The sequence below is a fragment of the Rhodanobacter denitrificans genome (assembly GCF_003335105.1).
GTDB classification, from domain to species: domain Bacteria; phylum Pseudomonadota; class Gammaproteobacteria; order Xanthomonadales; family Rhodanobacteraceae; genus Rhodanobacter; species Rhodanobacter denitrificans_A.
Genome location: NZ_QFWQ01000003.1, coordinates 391,088 through 405,850 on the forward strand (window position 1 = coordinate 391,088; position 14,763 = coordinate 405,850).

Annotated in this window: 13 protein-coding genes and 1 tRNA gene; 5 read left to right on the forward strand and 9 right to left on the reverse strand. The window is 68.2% G+C overall.

Features of this window, described 5'->3' with window-relative positions; all coding sequences use genetic code 11:
• Nucleotides 1–4: 4 nt before the first annotated feature.
• Nucleotides 5–2,170, reverse strand: a complete 2,166-nt coding sequence (gene ppk1 / locus DEO45_RS04155) for a polyphosphate kinase 1 (protein ID WP_114341026.1) — start codon at nucleotides 2,168–2,170, stop codon at nucleotides 5–7.
• A gap of 285 nt (nucleotides 2,171–2,455) precedes the next feature.
• Between ppk1 and DEO45_RS04160 the strand changes: the two genes are divergently transcribed.
• Complete coding sequence (locus tag DEO45_RS04160; protein WP_114341027.1) at nucleotides 2,456–3,703, forward strand: MFS transporter; 1,248 nt, start codon at nucleotides 2,456–2,458, stop codon at nucleotides 3,701–3,703.
• Between the two features lie 699 nt (nucleotides 3,704–4,402).
• On the opposite strand, the gene murB is transcribed toward DEO45_RS04160, so the two are convergent.
• The 5 genes from murB to amaB all read right to left on the reverse strand — a co-directional run bounded on the left by murB (nucleotide 4,403) and on the right by amaB (nucleotide 9,337).
• Nucleotides 4,403–5,431 carry a UDP-N-acetylmuramate dehydrogenase gene (gene murB / locus DEO45_RS04165; protein ID WP_114341028.1) on the reverse strand — a complete coding sequence of 343 codons (1,029 nt, stop codon included), beginning with the start codon at nucleotides 5,429–5,431 and terminating at the stop codon, nucleotides 4,403–4,405.
• A gap of 10 nt (nucleotides 5,432–5,441) precedes the next feature.
• Nucleotides 5,442–6,479, reverse strand: a complete 1,038-nt coding sequence (locus DEO45_RS04170; RefSeq protein ID WP_114341029.1) for a quinone-dependent dihydroorotate dehydrogenase — start codon at nucleotides 6,477–6,479, stop codon at nucleotides 5,442–5,444.
• Nucleotides 6,480–6,630: 151 nt separating this feature from the next.
• On the reverse strand, nucleotides 6,631–7,407 hold the full coding sequence (locus tag DEO45_RS04175; RefSeq protein ID WP_114341030.1) for an SDR family NAD(P)-dependent oxidoreductase: 777 nt from the start codon (nucleotides 7,405–7,407) through the stop codon (nucleotides 6,631–6,633).
• Between the two features lie 7 nt (nucleotides 7,408–7,414).
• Nucleotides 7,415–7,717 (reverse strand): DUF4190 domain-containing protein, encoded by a 303-nt coding sequence (locus tag DEO45_RS04180; protein ID WP_114341031.1) that lies wholly within the window; start codon nucleotides 7,715–7,717, stop codon nucleotides 7,415–7,417.
• Between the two features lie 84 nt (nucleotides 7,718–7,801).
• Nucleotides 7,802–9,337, reverse strand: a complete 1,536-nt coding sequence (gene amaB, locus DEO45_RS04185; protein WP_114341032.1) for an L-piperidine-6-carboxylate dehydrogenase — start codon at nucleotides 9,335–9,337, stop codon at nucleotides 7,802–7,804.
• Between the two features lie 145 nt (nucleotides 9,338–9,482).
• Here amaB and DEO45_RS04190 point away from each other — a divergent pair.
• Nucleotides 9,483–9,559: transfer RNA gene (locus tag DEO45_RS04190), tRNA-Arg, on the forward strand.
• Between the two features lie 142 nt (nucleotides 9,560–9,701).
• On the opposite strand, the gene DEO45_RS04195 is transcribed toward DEO45_RS04190, so the two are convergent.
• Both DEO45_RS04195 and DEO45_RS04200 read right to left on the reverse strand, forming a co-directional pair.
• Nucleotides 9,702–11,261, reverse strand: a complete 1,560-nt coding sequence (locus tag DEO45_RS04195; RefSeq protein WP_114341033.1) for a protein adenylyltransferase SelO — start codon at nucleotides 11,259–11,261, stop codon at nucleotides 9,702–9,704.
• A gap of 65 nt (nucleotides 11,262–11,326) precedes the next feature.
• Nucleotides 11,327–11,863: a transglycosylase SLT domain-containing protein gene (locus tag DEO45_RS04200; protein WP_223250779.1), complete on the reverse strand. Its 537-nt coding sequence runs from the start codon at nucleotides 11,861–11,863 to the stop codon at nucleotides 11,327–11,329.
• A gap of 1 nt (nucleotide 11,864) precedes the next feature.
• Here DEO45_RS04200 and DEO45_RS16470 point away from each other — a divergent pair, with 1 nt between their 5' ends.
• From DEO45_RS16470 to DEO45_RS04215, 3 genes are all read left to right on the forward strand, one after another.
• A complete protein-coding gene (locus DEO45_RS16470) occupies nucleotides 11,865–12,434 on the forward strand; it encodes a hypothetical protein (protein WP_223250780.1) in 570 nt (189 codons plus the stop codon).
• A 380-nt stretch (nucleotides 12,435–12,814) separates the two neighbouring features.
• Nucleotides 12,815–13,405 carry a DUF1415 domain-containing protein gene (locus tag DEO45_RS04210; protein WP_114341036.1) on the forward strand — a complete coding sequence of 197 codons (591 nt, stop codon included), beginning with the start codon at nucleotides 12,815–12,817 and terminating at the stop codon, nucleotides 13,403–13,405.
• A 47-nt stretch (nucleotides 13,406–13,452) separates the two neighbouring features.
• Complete coding sequence (locus DEO45_RS04215) at nucleotides 13,453–13,785, forward strand: YkgJ family cysteine cluster protein (protein WP_114341037.1); 333 nt, start codon at nucleotides 13,453–13,455, stop codon at nucleotides 13,783–13,785.
• Nucleotides 13,786–13,795: 10 nt separating this feature from the next.
• Here the strand turns inward: DEO45_RS04215 and DEO45_RS04220 are convergent, their stop codons facing one another.
• Entirely contained in the window at nucleotides 13,796–14,551 is a 756-nt protein-coding gene (locus DEO45_RS04220) for a phosphatase PAP2 family protein (RefSeq protein WP_189339673.1), read from the reverse strand.
• Nucleotides 14,552–14,763 lie beyond the last annotated feature (212 nt).

A 14,763-nucleotide genomic window follows, 5' to 3' on the forward strand; every position in this document is an offset into this window, starting at 1 on the left:
CGCCTCAGTGCGCGCCGCCGGCCCCTGCCCCGCACAGTTTTTCCATCAATTCGGCCTGCACGTTGCGGATGGGCTCGCCGGCGGCCGGCGCGGGGCGCAGGTACTCGCCGTCGGGCTGCAGCAGCGCGGCGCTGGCGTTGTCGGTGAGGTACAGCTCCAGCGCCTGGCGCACGCGATGCTGCAACTTCTTGCCTTCGATCGGGAAGGCGGTCTCGACGCGGCGGTCGAGGTTGCGTTCCATCAGGTCGGCGCTGGCCAGGTACAGCTGCGGCTCGCCGTCGTTGGCGAACCAGTAGGCGCGGCTGTGCTCCAGGAAGCGGCCGATGACCGAGCGCACCCGGATGTTCTCCGAGACGCCCGGCACGCCGGGGCGCAGGCTGCAGATGCCGCGCACGATCAGGTCCACCTGCACGCCGGCGATGCTGGCCTTGTACAGCGCGCGGATCACCTTCGGCTCGGTCAGCGCGTTGACCTTGAGGATGATCTGCGCCGGCTTGCCCGCCCCCGCATGCGCGGTCTCGCGCGCGATCAGTTCGAGCAGCGCCTTCTTCAGGGTGAAGGGCGCGTGCAGCAGCTTCTTCATGTGCAGCACCTTGCCCATGCCGGTGAGCTGACTGAACAGCTTGTGCACGTCCTCGCACAACGCCTCGTCGGAGGTGAGCAGGCTGTAGTCGGTGTACAGCCGGGCGTTGCCGGTGTGGTAGTTGCCGGTGCCCAGGTGGGCGTAGCGCACCAGCTCGCTGCCCTCGCGGCGCTGGATCAGCATCAGCTTGGCGTGCGTCTTGATGCCGACCACGCCGTAGATCACCATCGCGCCGGCCTGCTGCAGGCGCGAGGCGAGCGTGAGGTTGGATTCCTCGTCGAAGCGCGCGCGCAGCTCGACCACCGCGGTCACTTCCTTGCCGGCACGGGCCGCGTCGACCAGCGCGTCGACGATCTCGGAGTTCGCGTTGGTGCGGTACAGCGTCTGCTTGATCGCCAGCACCTGCGGGTCCTTCGCCGCCTGGCGCAGCAGGTCGACCACCGGAGCGAACGATTCGTACGGATGCAGCAGCAGCACATCCTGCTTGCCGATCACCTCGAACAGGTCCTCGGCATGCTGCAGTGCCTTCGGCAGCGCCGGCGTGAACGGCGGGTATTGCAGCTTCGGGTAGCTGACGTTGTTGGCGATGCGGAACAGCCGCGCCAGGTTCACCGGGCCGTTCACCTCGTACATTTCCGATTCGTTGAGGCCGAACTGCTTGAGCAGGTAGTCGGTCAGCTCCTTCGGACAGTTGTCGGCCACCTCCAGCCGCACCGCGTCGCCGAAGCGGCGAGAATACAGCTCGCCGCGCAGCGCCAGCGCCAGATCCTCGACGTCTTCCGGGTCGAGCGTGAGGTCGGCGTTGCGGGTCAGCCGGAACTGGTAGCAGCCGAGCACGGCCATGCCGGGGAAAAGTTCCTCCGCATGGGCATGGATGATCGAGGACAGCAGCACGTAGTTGTCGCCACCCTCGCAGATTTCCAGCGGCATGCGGATCAACCGCGGCAGCACGCGTGGCGCCGGCACGATGGCCAGGCCGGAATCGCGGCCGAACGCGTCCACGCCATCCAGCCGCACGATGAAGTTGAGGCTCTTGTTGACCAGCAGCGGGAACGGATGGGTGGGATCGAGCCCGATCGGGGTGACCAGCGGCGCCACCTCCTCGCGGAAATAGCGGCGCACCCACATCTTCTGCTTGTGCGTCCACTGCGTGCGCCGCACGATGCGGATGCCGTGCGTGGCCAGTTCCGGCAGGATGCGCTCGTTGAGGATCGCGTACTGCCGCGCGATCTGCCGGTGCGCGATCTCGCTGATCTCGGCCAATGCCCGCTTCGGCGGAATGCCGTCCGGGCCGATCATCTCGTGGTCCAGCGCGATCTGCCCTTTCAGCCCGGCCACGCGGATCTCGAAGAACTCGTCCATGTTCGCGGAGAAGATCAGCAGGAACTTCAGCCGTTCCAGCAGCGGCGTGCGCTCGTCCAGCGCCTGGTCCAGCACGCGGATGTTGAACTGCAGCTGCGACAGCTCGCGGTTGATGTACAGCCGGCTGTCGCCAAGATCCGGCCCCGGTGACGCCGGCGCGGCGTCGTTGGCGGCCGGCGCACCGGCGTCGGGCGGCAAGGTTCCGCGAATCAGGCGGCTGTTCATCGGTGCTCCAGGCTGCAGCAGGTAGGTAGCATCCCGCATGGTAGCGCGCCGTCTGCGGGGCCCGCTCCCGATGCGGCCGGGCGGGTCAGGTACCGCTCAGTCTGCGGCATTTCGCTGACGACGCGGTGACACCCGGACGCCCTTCGCCCGGGTTTCGGCGGCGCGCCCCGGCACGCGCACGGCGGCGGCCACGCAATCCGCCGTCAACGCCCGGCACATGCGGAACGGCGGCCGCTTGCCTTATGGTTGACGCCCCCCGCGCCGCCCCGTCCAGCCGAACACCCCATGCAGACCCGCGTCGAAAGCGCCCCGCTGTCCCCTTCCGCGATCCCCTTCTCCAGCGATCCCTCGCCGCCCGGCGAATCCACCGAGTATGCGGTACTCGGCGGGATCAGCTTTGCGCACATGCTCAACGACATGATCCAGTCGCTGATCCTGGCGATCTATCCGATCCTCAAGCACGACTTCCAGCTCAACTTTGCCCAGATCGGCCTGATCACGCTGACCTACCAGCTCACCGCCTCGCTGCTGCAGCCACTGGTCGGCATGGTCACCGATCGCCGGCCGATGCCGTACTCGCTGCCGGTGGGCATGGGCTTCACCCTGTGCGGCCTGCTGTTGCTGGCGACGGCGCCGAATTTCCCGGTGCTGCTGGTTGCCGCGGCGCTGGTCGGCACCGGCTCGTCGGTGTTCCACCCCGAATCCTCGCGGGTAGCGCGGATGGCCTCGGGCGGCCAGCACGGGCTGGCGCAATCGTTGTTCCAGGTAGGCGGCAACACCGGCTCGTCGCTGGGGCCGCTGCTGGCTGCGTGGATCATCGTGCCGCACGGGCGCGGCAGCGTGGCGTGGTTTTCGCTCGCTGCGCTGCTGGCGATCGTGGTGCTGCTGCAGGTGGGCCGCTGGTACAGCCATCACCACATCACCCGCGGCAAGTCGGCGGCGCGGCATCTCGCGGTGGTGACGCTGTCGCGCAACCAGATCATCGGCGCGCTGGCGATCCTCGGCCTGCTGATCTTCTCCAAGTATTTCTACCTGGCCAGCCTCAGCAGCTATTACACCTTCTACCTGATCCACAAATTCGGCGTGTCGGTGCAGAGCGCGCAGGTGCACCTGTTCGTGTTCCTGTTCGCGGTGGCCGCCGGCTCGCTGATCGGCGGTCCGGTCGGCGACCGGATCGGACGCAAGTGGGTGATCTGGGTATCCATCCTCGGCGTGGCGCCGTTCACCCTGCTGCTGCCGCACGCGAACCTGCTGTGGACCGGCGTGCTGACCGTGATCATCGGCCTGGTGCTGGCCTCGGCGTTCTCGGCGATCCTGGTCTACGCGCAGGAACTGATCCCCGGCCGCGTCGGCATGATCTCGGGACTGTTCTTCGGCTTCGCCTTCGGCATGGGCGGCATCGGCGCCGCCGTGCTCGGCGGACTGGCGGACACGCACGGCATCGAATTCGTCTACCGGCTGTGCGCCTACCTGCCGTTGATGGGATTGATCACGGTGTTTTTGCCTGATATCGAGAAGCGGGCTCACGCGTAGCTTCGCTTCAGTTTTTTTGCCGCTTCAAAGCAAGAGCTTTCGTCCTCCTTGCGGAGGGCGAGTTACTTCTCTTTTGCTTGTCCAAAAGAGAAGTAACCAAGAGAAAACGACACCCCGCTTGGCGCTTGCCGGGCTCCTGCCCGGCAAGTCCGTGAGCCGGGGCCGGGCTTTTCGAACGGGCATCCTGCCCGTGCGAAAAGGCATCGACATCCATGTCGATGCCAGCTGCGCGGCCTGTCGTCCCCGACTCACCGCCGCACAGGGGCCCCGGGTAGAGCAGCGGGCCATCCTGGCCCGCACTCAGTGATAAAGCTGAAAGCAGAAGCCACAGCAAAGCGTCGCTTTGCTATGGCTTTGCTCTGGCTCTTCTGAAGAGTGCGCGCAGGATGCGCGCCGCTCTACCCGGGGTCCCCTCTGCAGCGGCGGGCGGGCGAAGGAAAGCCCGAAGGGTGGCCGGCAGGGATGCCGGCCAGTTTTTCGCCAGCACAGGATGTGCTGTCGAAAAACCCCGTAGCCCGGCCGCGAACCTTGCGGGCAGGAGGCCCGCAAGGCGCGTAAGCGGGGTGGCCTTTCTCTTTGGTTACTTTCTCTTTGGCCACGCAAAGAGAAAGTAACTCGGCTGCCAAAGGCAGACGAAAGCTCTTCGCTTTGAACACGACAAGAGCAAGAGCATCGCGCACGTTGCGCCCCCGCAAAAACTCAGCGCTCGCCGATCACCACTGGCTCCGGCTCCAGCTGCACGCCGAACTTCCCGTGCACGCCGTGCATTACCTGTTGCGCCAGCGCCCACAACTGGGGGCCGGTGGCGTGGCCGTGGTTGACCAGCACCAGCGCATGCCGGTTGGAGATGCCCGCATCGCCTTCGCGAAAACCCTTGAAACCGGCGGCCTCGATCATCCAGGCGGCCGACACCTTGCAGCGTCCGTCAGGCTGCGACCACGCAGCCAGTCCCGGATGCTCGCGCTTGAGGGCATCGGCCAGCGCGGTGTCGACGATCGGGTTCTTGAAGAAACTGCCGGCGTTTCCGATCACCGCCGGATCGGGCAGCTTGCGCGTGCGCAGGCGCACCACCGCCTCGGCGACGTGGAACGGTGCGGGCTTGTCCACGCCCATCCGCGCCAGCTCCTCGTCGATGCCGGCGTAGTCGGTGCGCAGCGGGCGGCTGCGCGGCAGCACGAAGCGCACGGCAGTGACCACGTAGCGGCCGGGCTCGTGCTTGAACAACGAGTCGCGATAGGCGAACGCGCAGGTGGCGTGGTCCAGCGTCACCACGCGGCGCTCGCGAGTATCCCACGCTTCCACGCTTTCGACGAACTCGGCCACTTCGCAGCCGTAGGCACCGATGTTCTGGATCGGCGCGGCGCCGACCGTGCCGGGGATCAGGATCAGATTCTCCAGGCCGGCGTAGCCCTGGCCCAGCGTCCAGCGCACGAAGTCGTCCCAGCGCTCGCCGGCGGCCACCGCGATGCGCGCGCTGTCGCCATCGCTTTCCACCTGCACGCCGCGGGTCTCCATCGCCAGCACGGTGCCGTCGAAATCGCCGGTGAACAGCATGTTGCTGCCCTCGCCGAGCACCAGCAGGCGGCTGTGACGCACGGCGGGGAAGTCCAGCAGTTCGGGCAGCTTCGCAGCGTCGCGGATTTCCGCCAGCAGCGTTGCCCGCGCATCGACGCGCAAGGTGTTGCGGTTCGCCAGCGGAGCATTCTCGATGAGCGTGTAGCCGCCCATGTCCACTCGTTCAGGCGGCATCGGCGTTCTCGCGCTGGCGACGGATCTCGTCGACGCATTCGGCGACCAATAGCGGCCCGCGGTAGATCAGGCCCGTGTAGAGCTGCACCAGCGAGGCACCCGCAGCCATCTTCTCGGCGGCGTCGCTGCCGTCGAGGATGCCGCCCACGCCGACCAGCGGGATGCGGCCCTGCAGCCGCTTGTGCATGCCGGCCAGCACCGCGGTGGAGCGCTCGAACAACGGTTTGCCGGACAACCCGCCTACCTCGCTGCCGCGTGGATCGCCGGCCACCGTTGCATGGTCGATCGTGGTGTTGCTGCAGATCACCCCGTCGATGCCGGTGTGCAGCAGCACCTCGGCGATCGAGTCGAGTTCCGCCTCGGAAAGGTCCGGTGCGATCTTCAGCAGCATCGGCTTGCGCTGGCCGTGCTGCGAACCCAGCCGCTCCTGCGCCTCGCGCAGCACCGAGATAAAGCGGCGCAGCGTGGCCTCCTGCTGCAGGTCACGCAGGCCCTGGGTGTTCGGCGACGAAATGTTCACCGTGACGTAGCTGGCCAGTTCGTACACGCGGGTGAGGCACAGCAAATAGTCGCTGACCGCCTTCTCGTTCGGCGTGTCCTTGTTTTTGCCGATGTTGATGCCGAGCACGCCGTGATAGCCGGACTGCCGCACGTTGCGCACCAGCGCATCGACGCCGGCGTTGTTGAAGCCCATGCGGTTGATGATCGCCTCGTGCCGCGGCAGGCGGAACAGGCGCGGCCGGTCGTTGCCCGCCTGCGGCCGCGGCGTCACCGTGCCGACCTCGATGAAGCCGAAGCCGAGCGCATCGAGTGCGTCGAGGTGCTCGGCATTCTTGTCCAGCCCCGCGGCCAGTCCCACCGGATTCGGAAAGGTGATGCCAAAGGCGCGGGTCGGCAGCTCGCCCGGCGGCCTGACCAGCTTGTGGGCGAAGCCGCTGCGCTGGGCCACGCCAAGCGCATACAGGGTGAGGCGGTGCGCGGTCTCGGCGTCGAGCCTGAACAGCAGCGGGCGCAGCATGTCGTACATGGGTCAGACCAGTTGGCCCGCGAACACGCGGGTAGGGTGAGGGGAGCTTGCCGCGCCGTTCCCGCCGGTGCCGCCGGGCGACGGGCGCATCCGCGCGCTGCGGGCGCGGTGTCCGGATGCGCGGTCTTTGGCGCACGTGGTGGCGTGCCGATCAGCCATTGAGCATCTGCCCACCGTCGACCACCAGGGTCTGGCCGGTGATCCAGCCGGCCCATGGCGAGGCCAAGAACAGCGCGGCGTGGGCGATTTCCTCCGGCTTGCCGAAGCGGCCGAACGGGATTTTTGCCAGGGTGGCGCGGTAGAGTTCCGGCCGCTCCAGCCGGCGACGCTCCCACAGGCCGTCGGGGAAGGCTATCGAGCCCGGCGCGATCGCATTGACGCGGATACGCTGCTCCGCCAGTGCCAGCGCCTGCGACGTGGTGTACTGGCTCAGCGCCGCCTTCACCGCCGCGTACGCCGCGCCGCTCGCGCGCGGGCGAAACGCGGCGATCGAACCGGTATGCAGGATGCAGCCATGCGCCGAAGCCGTGAGGTGGGGCAAGGCGGCACGCGAGGCGCGCACCGCCGCCATCAGGTCGACGTTGAAGCCGGCCAGCCAGCCTTCGTCGCTGTCGTCGAAGCCGTAGCCGCTGGCGTTGTTGACCAGCACGTCGATGCCGCCGAGCGCGGCGGCGGCATTCGCCACGTAGGCGTCGATCGCGCCGGCGTCGGCCAGGTCGCAGCTCTGCGCGTGCGCAGGCACGCCATGCGCCGTCAGCGCCTGGCGGGTTTCCTCCAGCGCTGCGGCGCCGCGTGCGCAGACCGACACGGCCGCGCCCGCTGCGGCGAAGCCCAGCGCGATGCTGCGGCCGATGCCGCGGCTGCCGCCGGCGACGACAACGCGATATCCGTGGAAATCGAAGGCGGCGGAACGGGCGTCGGTATTCATGCAGCGATCAGTGCCAGCCCCACAGCGTGAAGCCGAACACCATCATGGCGACCAGCACGAACGCGCCCAGCACGCACAGCACCAGTTGCGCGTAGCCGAGCACCAGCCCGGCCAGCGCCATGCCGTCACCCTCGACGCGGCTCTCGACCGGACTGCGGCGGATCTCGCTGCGCGCCAGGTGGCCGCAGACGATCGCCACGATGGCGCCGAGGAACGGCAGCACACACCAGGCCAGGATGCCGAACACCAGGCTCACCACGGCCAGCGGACTGGTGCCGGAACCCGCACGGTAGGACGGTTGGTAGCTCATCGGTCTGCTCGCGGAATGAGGTGGGACGACGACGCCCTGCACCCCCGTCGCGGGCGGCACACCGCACACGACGGGTTCACGGCGTCACAGGTCGAACTTGATGCCCTGCGCCAGCGGCAGCGCGTCCGAGTAGTTGATGGTATTGGTCTGCCGGCGCATGTACACCTTCCACGCGTCCGAACCGGACTCGCGGCCGCCACCGGTCTCCTTCTCGCCGCCGAACGCGCCACCGATCTCCGCGCCGGAGGTGCCGATGTTGACGTTGGCGATGCCGCAATCGGAACCGGCCGCCGACAGGAACTGCTCGGCCGCCCTCAGATTGTTGGTGAAGATCGACGAGGACAGGCCCTGTGGCACGTCGTTCTGCATCTCGATCGCCTCGTCGATGGTCTTGAACGGCATCACGTAGAGGATCGGCGCGAACGTCTCGGCCTGTACCACCTCGTCCGAGTTCTTCAGCCCGGTGATGATGGTCGGCAGCACGAAGTTGCCCTTGCGCTCGGTCAGCGCCTTGCCGCCGGTGCGCACGGTACCGCCCGCGGCCTTCGCCTTCCCGATCGCAGCGAGGTAGGCGCTCACCGCCTCCTGGCTGTTCAGCGGGCCCATCAGCGTGGTGGCGAGCGTGGGATCACCGATCTTGCCCTCGACCTGCCCGTACGCCTTGACCAGGGTGTCGAGCACGCCGTCGAAGATCGACTCGTGCACGAACAGGCGGCGCGTGGTGGTGCAGCGCTGGCCGGCGGTGCCGACCGCGCCGAACACGATGCCGGGGATCGCCAGCTTCAGGTCGGCCGTCTGGTCCAGGATGATCGCGTTGTTGCCGCCAAGCTCCAGCAGCGAGCGGCCCATGCGCTGCGCCACGCGCTCGCCGACCATGCGGCCGACCCTGGTGGAACCGGTGAAGCTGATCAGCGGGATGCGCTTGTCGTCGACGAAGCCTTGCGACAGGTCGGTGCCGGCGTCGTTGAACAGGAAGAACAGGTCGGGGAAGCCGCCGGCCTTCAGCGCCTCGTTGCAGATGCGGATGGTGGCGATCGCCGACAGCGGGGTCTTCGGCGACGGCTTCCAGATGCAGATGTCGCCGGCGATGGTCGCCAGCATGGCGTTCCATGCCCACACCGCGACCGGGAAATTGAATGCGCTGATGATGCCGACCAGGCCCAGCGGATGGTACTGGTCGTACATGCGATGGCCCGGGCGCTCCGAGTGCATGGTCGAGCCGTACATCATGCGGCTCTGGCCCACTGCAAAGTCGGCGATGTCGATCATCTCCTGCACTTCGCCGTCGCCCTCGGGCTTGATCTTGCCCATCTCCAGCGCGACCAGCGAACCGAGCGCGTCCTTGTGCCTGCGCAGTGCTTCGCCGCACAGCCGCACCGCTTCACCACGACGCGGTGCCGGCATGGTTCGCCACACCTTGAACGCTTCCTGCGCGCGCTTGACGATCACCTCGTAGTCGGCGGCGCTGGAGGCATGCACGGTGCCGAGTACCTCGCCGGTGGCGGGATTCACCGGCTGCAGCGCGCCGGCGTCGGTGGTCTTCGACCACTCGCCCTGGCCAAGGTAGGTACCGGACTGCTCGCCACCGAGGCCGAGCGCGCTGAGAATTGCATGCGACATGGATGTCTCCTGGACGTGCGGCGCCCGCGGGCGCCGTGGGTGAAATCGGCAATGGACCATTCTAGCAGGCCGGTCCGGCAGCCCCGCCCCCGGCGATGGCGGCCGGATCGCGCAGTTGCACGATCCATGCGAAAATCCCGCCGCTGCCCTCGTAGCTCAGTTGGATAGAGCGGCCCCCTCCTAAGGGGCAGGTCGGACGTTCGAATCGTCTCGAGGGCACCAATTTTCGACCACGAGTCGAGCCTGCTTCAAAGCGCGTCATTCCAGCGAAGGCTGGAATCCAGTGCCTCCAGGCCCTTGAACAGCCAAGGCGCCGGATCCCAGCGTTCGCTGGGATGACGAGTCTCCGAGGGTTCTCCGAGGCTCAGGAACTGCACGACAGCATCGAGCAGCCGGCCTTGTGCCGCGCCCAGTCGGGGCGCTTTTGCGCGAACGCCTCGCGGCCGGGCTGGTCGTCGTACGGATGGCGCAGCACGTCGAGCAGCTCATGCACGCCGCCGAGGTCGCCCTGCTCCGCGCGGTCGATCGCCTGTTGCGCCAGGTAGTTGCGCAGCACGTAGCGCGGGTTCGCCAGGCGCATCCGTTCGCGGCGCTGGGCGGGCGACAGCGAATCGTCGGCCAGCCGCGCCGCGTAGCGGGCCAGCCAGTCGGTGAGCGCCGGCTCGGCCTCGAGGCGTTTGGCCTCGTCATAGAACGCTTCGGTGAACGGCGCCAGCGTGGGCGCCTGCGCATCGACATCGGCCAGCGCGCGGAACCACAGCGTCATGTCGATCTCGGCCTGCTGCATCAATCCCTGCAGCGACTGCATCAGCGCCACGTCGCCGTCGCGGCACTCGGCCAGGCCCAGCTTGGCGGCGATGCTGACACGGTCGGCGGCTGCGTACGTGGCGGCGTAATGCTGCAGCCCGGCTTCCAGCAGTTCGACGCCGTCGAACAGCGGCGCCAGCGCACCAGCCAGGCAGCTCAGGTTCCACCACGCCACGTTCGGCTGCTGGCCGTAGCGGTAGCGGCGGCGTTGCGCGTCGGTGGTGTTCGGCGTCCAGTCCGGATCGTAGTCGTCGACCCAGCCGTAGGGGCCGTAGTCGATGGTGAGGCCGAGGATCGACATGTTGTCGGTGTTCATCACCCCATGCACGAATCCCACGCGCATCCAGTGCGCCATCAGCGCGGCGGTGCGCTCGCATACCTGCCGGAACCACGCCGCGTACAGCGCCTCGCCTTCGCCCTCGAGCTCCGGGAAATCGCGGCGGATGGTGAACTCGACCAGCTGCCGCAGCAGCACGATATCGCCGCGCGAGGTGGGCAGCTCGAAATTGCCGAAGCGGATGAACGACGGCGCCGCGCGGCACACGATCGCGCCCGGTTCCGGCGCCGCGTGGCCGTCGTAGAACATGTCGCGCACCACCGTTTCGCCGGTGCCGACGAGGCTCAGCGCGCGCGTGGTCGGCACGCCCAGGTGGTGCATCGCCTCGCTGCACAGGAATTCGCGCACCGACGAGCGCAGCACCGCGCGGCCGTCCGCGCCGCGCGAATACGGCGTCAGCCCGGCGCCCTTCAGCTGCAGTTCCCAGCGCTCGCCGGCGGCGTTGACGACTTCGCCCAGCGAGATCGCGCGGCCGTCGCCGAGCTGCCCGGCCCAGTGGCCGAACTGGTGACCGCCGTAGTTCGCCGCGTACGGCAGCATGCCGTCGAGCAGGGCATTGCCGCCGAACACCTGCGCGAACTCCGGCGTGGCGACGTCCGCCGCACTCAAGCCCAGCGTCGCCGCCATCTCATCCGAATGGGCCAGCAGCCGCGGCGCTGCGACCGGCGTGGGGTCGACCCGCGAGTACAGCGCGCCCTCGACCTGGCGCAGCCGCGCGCCCTGCTCCGGATCGCCAGGCAGTTCGCGCACGAACGCATTGTCGAAATGAAGATCGAACATCGGGCCACCTCGGGGTTGCAGCCTATATCCGGGCGCCAGCGGTTCGATGCAAGGCCGCGCCGCGGCTAGCGCGCCACGGCCCGCCCGTGGCGCGCCGTGCGGTGGATCGCCTGCAGCCGCTGGTAGACGGTCAGCACGGCGCTGCCGTAATCGCGGGCCAGGCTCGGCGTGTGGCTGTGGTAGTAGCCGACGCCGAGCACGCGGTCATGGGTCCGGCGCATGCCCTCGCGCAGGATCTTCGCGGCCACGGTGATGTTGGTTCGCGGGTTCAGCAGGGTCAGCGGATCGCGCACCGCGTCGCGATGCATCGGGTAGTACACCTGCATGATGCCGACATCCTGCACCGCCGAACCGAACTGGCTCGCCGCCGCCATCGCCAGCTGCACGTCATGGCGCTTGCCGCGCACCAGGTGATCGTTGACGCGGAACAGCCAAGGCGTGGGCGCGACCTTGCCGTCCGGGTACAACGCCTTCGACTCCACCAGGGCGACGCTGTACAGCAGCAGCGGATCGACGCCGGCGGCCTTGCCGACCTGCGACCACAGGCTGTCCCGCGAGGCGATGTCCAGGTCGGGCTCCTCGATCGGCATCATCAGGTCCATCGTGCTGACCTCGGACAGCAGCTTGCGCCCGGTTTCGGCCGGCGCGGAGCGTACTGCCGACGGAACCGTTGCCGCGCTTGCCGGGACTGTCGCGGCCACGGCCGGCACTGGCCACGCCCTGACCGGCAAGGACGCTGCGCGCATGTCAGGTGCCGGCGTTGCCGGTGCGCCCGCCTCGGCCCTGGCCGATCTCGACCCCGTCGCCGGATGCGTGCCGACGCGCAGCAACACCAGGGCTATGCCAGCAGCGATCGCGCCCGCAGCGACGAGCCCGCGCGCACCCGCCCATTCCGGCCACGCCGGGATGCGCGCCCATGCCCACGGCACGATCCGGGCGGTGACGAGCCGCCGCAAGCCGGCGGCTGCCGTCACCTGCCAACCATCCAGCGGCCAGGTGGGCGGCAACAGCCAGCGTTCCGTTGCAGGCCGCGGCGTACGCGGTGACACCCGGGCAGGCACGGCCCGCGAACGAACCCACTGGGCGGGTGCCGGCATCACGACGAGCGGGGTGGCGGCGCGGTGGCGTGCCGACGAACCGCCGGACCTCCAGCACGCCGGCGCCATCAGATGAACCTGGCCCGGCTTCCGGGGGATGCCCCGCGCGGTGGCGGAGCCCTTGGCCGGATACCTGCCGCCGCCCGCCTCGGCGCAGGCCTTTCCCCGTGGCGGCACGCCAGCGGACGTGGCCACGCAGGCATCGACCCTGGCATACCCGCAGCTCGCGCCGTGCGAGGGGCCTGCGGTCGTTGGGGTCGAACCATCCACGAGTGAATCCTGTTCAGGGGCACGGCCGCGGCGGGCTCCCCGTGCTTGGGTCCGCCATTAAATCAGGTTTGCGAAACCGGTTCCCGCATCCGGCATCTTGGCGCATCTGCGCGAAACCCCAGCACACGCATAAGCCCGCGCACCGGCCAGCCGCTATAGTCGGCTGCCTCTCCCCGCGAAAACCGCATGAACCCGACGCCCGCCAACGACCTCAACGCCGACGCGCTGCCCGGGGACGCGCCCTACCTCGCCGCCACCACGCGCTGGCTGGAGCGCGCGGTGATCGGGCTGAACCTGTGCCCGTTCGCCCGCGCGCCGCACGTGCAGGGCAAGCTGCGCCTGCGGGTGAGCCAGGCACGCGACACCGATGCGCTGCTCGACGACCTCTGCGGCGAGCTGCAGTCGCTCAATGCGTTGACGCCGGACGAATGCGAGACCGGCCTGCTGATCCACCCGTTCGTGCTCGGCGACTTCCTCGACTACAACGACTTCCTCGACGTGGCCGACGCCGCCGTGCAGGCGCTGGGGCTGGAAGGCGAATGGCAGGTGGCGAGCTTCCACCCCGATTACCAGTTCGCCGACAGCGCGCCGGACGACGTCGGCAACCTCAGCAACCGCTCGCCGTATCCAACGCTGCACCTGCTGCGCGAATCCAGCGTCGAGCGCGCGATGGAGGCGATGAGCGATACCGACAGCATCTACCGCCGCAATATCGAGACACTGCAACGGCTGGGAGCCGATGGCTGGCAGGCGTTGTGGCGTGACAAGCCAGGCTGAACAGCCGCCACAACAAAGTGTTCATGCCGCTACTGCCATGCTGACGCGTGAACAATCTCCCCGATCCCCACGCAGAAAGCATCGACCCGGCCGTGCAATGCACGAGCTGCGAGGCGGTGTGCTGTCGCCTCACCGTGGTGCTGATGCCCGACGACCACGTGCCTGCGTGGCTGGTCGATCGCGATGCACATGGCATGGAAGTCCTGGCCAAGGGCGAGGACGGCTGGTGCGCCGCGGTCGACCCGAACACGTGGCGCTGCACGATCTACGAAGACCGCCCGGCCATCTGCCGCAAGTACGCGATGGGCAGTCCGAGTTGCCGCGACGAACGGCACAAGTGGTTCGGTGCGGCGATCCCCACGGCGGTCAACCTGATCTAGTCAGCCTGATCTAGTTGCCCGCCGCCGCCTTCCCGTCCGTCGGCGTTTTCACGGCAATCCCGGCGGCATCGAGTTCGCGGGCAGCGGCGTCGAGGTCGTGCCGCATGGCCGCACTGGACAGGAAGTCGTGCGCCAGCACCTGCCCAAGCACGCGTCCCGCAAAGATATCCTGTGGCGTATGCACGCCCCGCAGCACACGACGCCAGCCGACGTCCCGCGCGTAGCGATCGAGCGCTGCCGCACGTTGCGGCAGCAGATGGCCGAGCAGGATCGCGAACACGGTTGCCCGGGTACTGTGTCCACTCGGGTAACCGTAATCGCGATTCTTCCAGTCGCCGGCGTCACCCTCAGGGTCCCACTGGCATGAATTGACCGGGCACGGCCGCTCGCGCCGCCAGGTCTGCTTGGCCTCGTTCTTGGCCCGGTTCGTCTCCTTCCTCACCTCGGCGAGCAGGGCCGCGGTATGCGGCAGACGCTGGGCGGAAAAGCCGGGGCCGAGCACCGTCGCGAACGAAAACGCGTCGAAATCCTCTTCCTGCCTCGCCAGCGCGGCCTGCTCCGCCGTACGCGTGGTATAGGCCTGAAACGTGACCGTGCGATCGGCGATGTCTTCGGCCGTGCCCAGTGGCGACGGCGCCGGCAGCATCGTGACGGCTTCATGCAACTGGGCGTCGCTGAGGTAGCTCTCGGCCGTGCGCGCGTTGCCGACATTCAGCAGCGCCAGGCCAAACACGGCGACACACAACCGCCGAAGATTCATGCTCATGCAAACTCTCCTGTGCATATCAGAACGCCAGCGACACGGAGGCGAAACAGGTCGGCCCGCTGGGTCACCGGGTCCGTCCCGACCAGAGGGAAGTTCCGGGGAGACTCATGGCGCACGGGAAGACGTGAATGCAGGCGTGGCAACATGAACGAATCGTCCTGGAAAGCGGCGGATGGGCAATCCGGTCCACTCTAGGGAATCGATTTAACCGT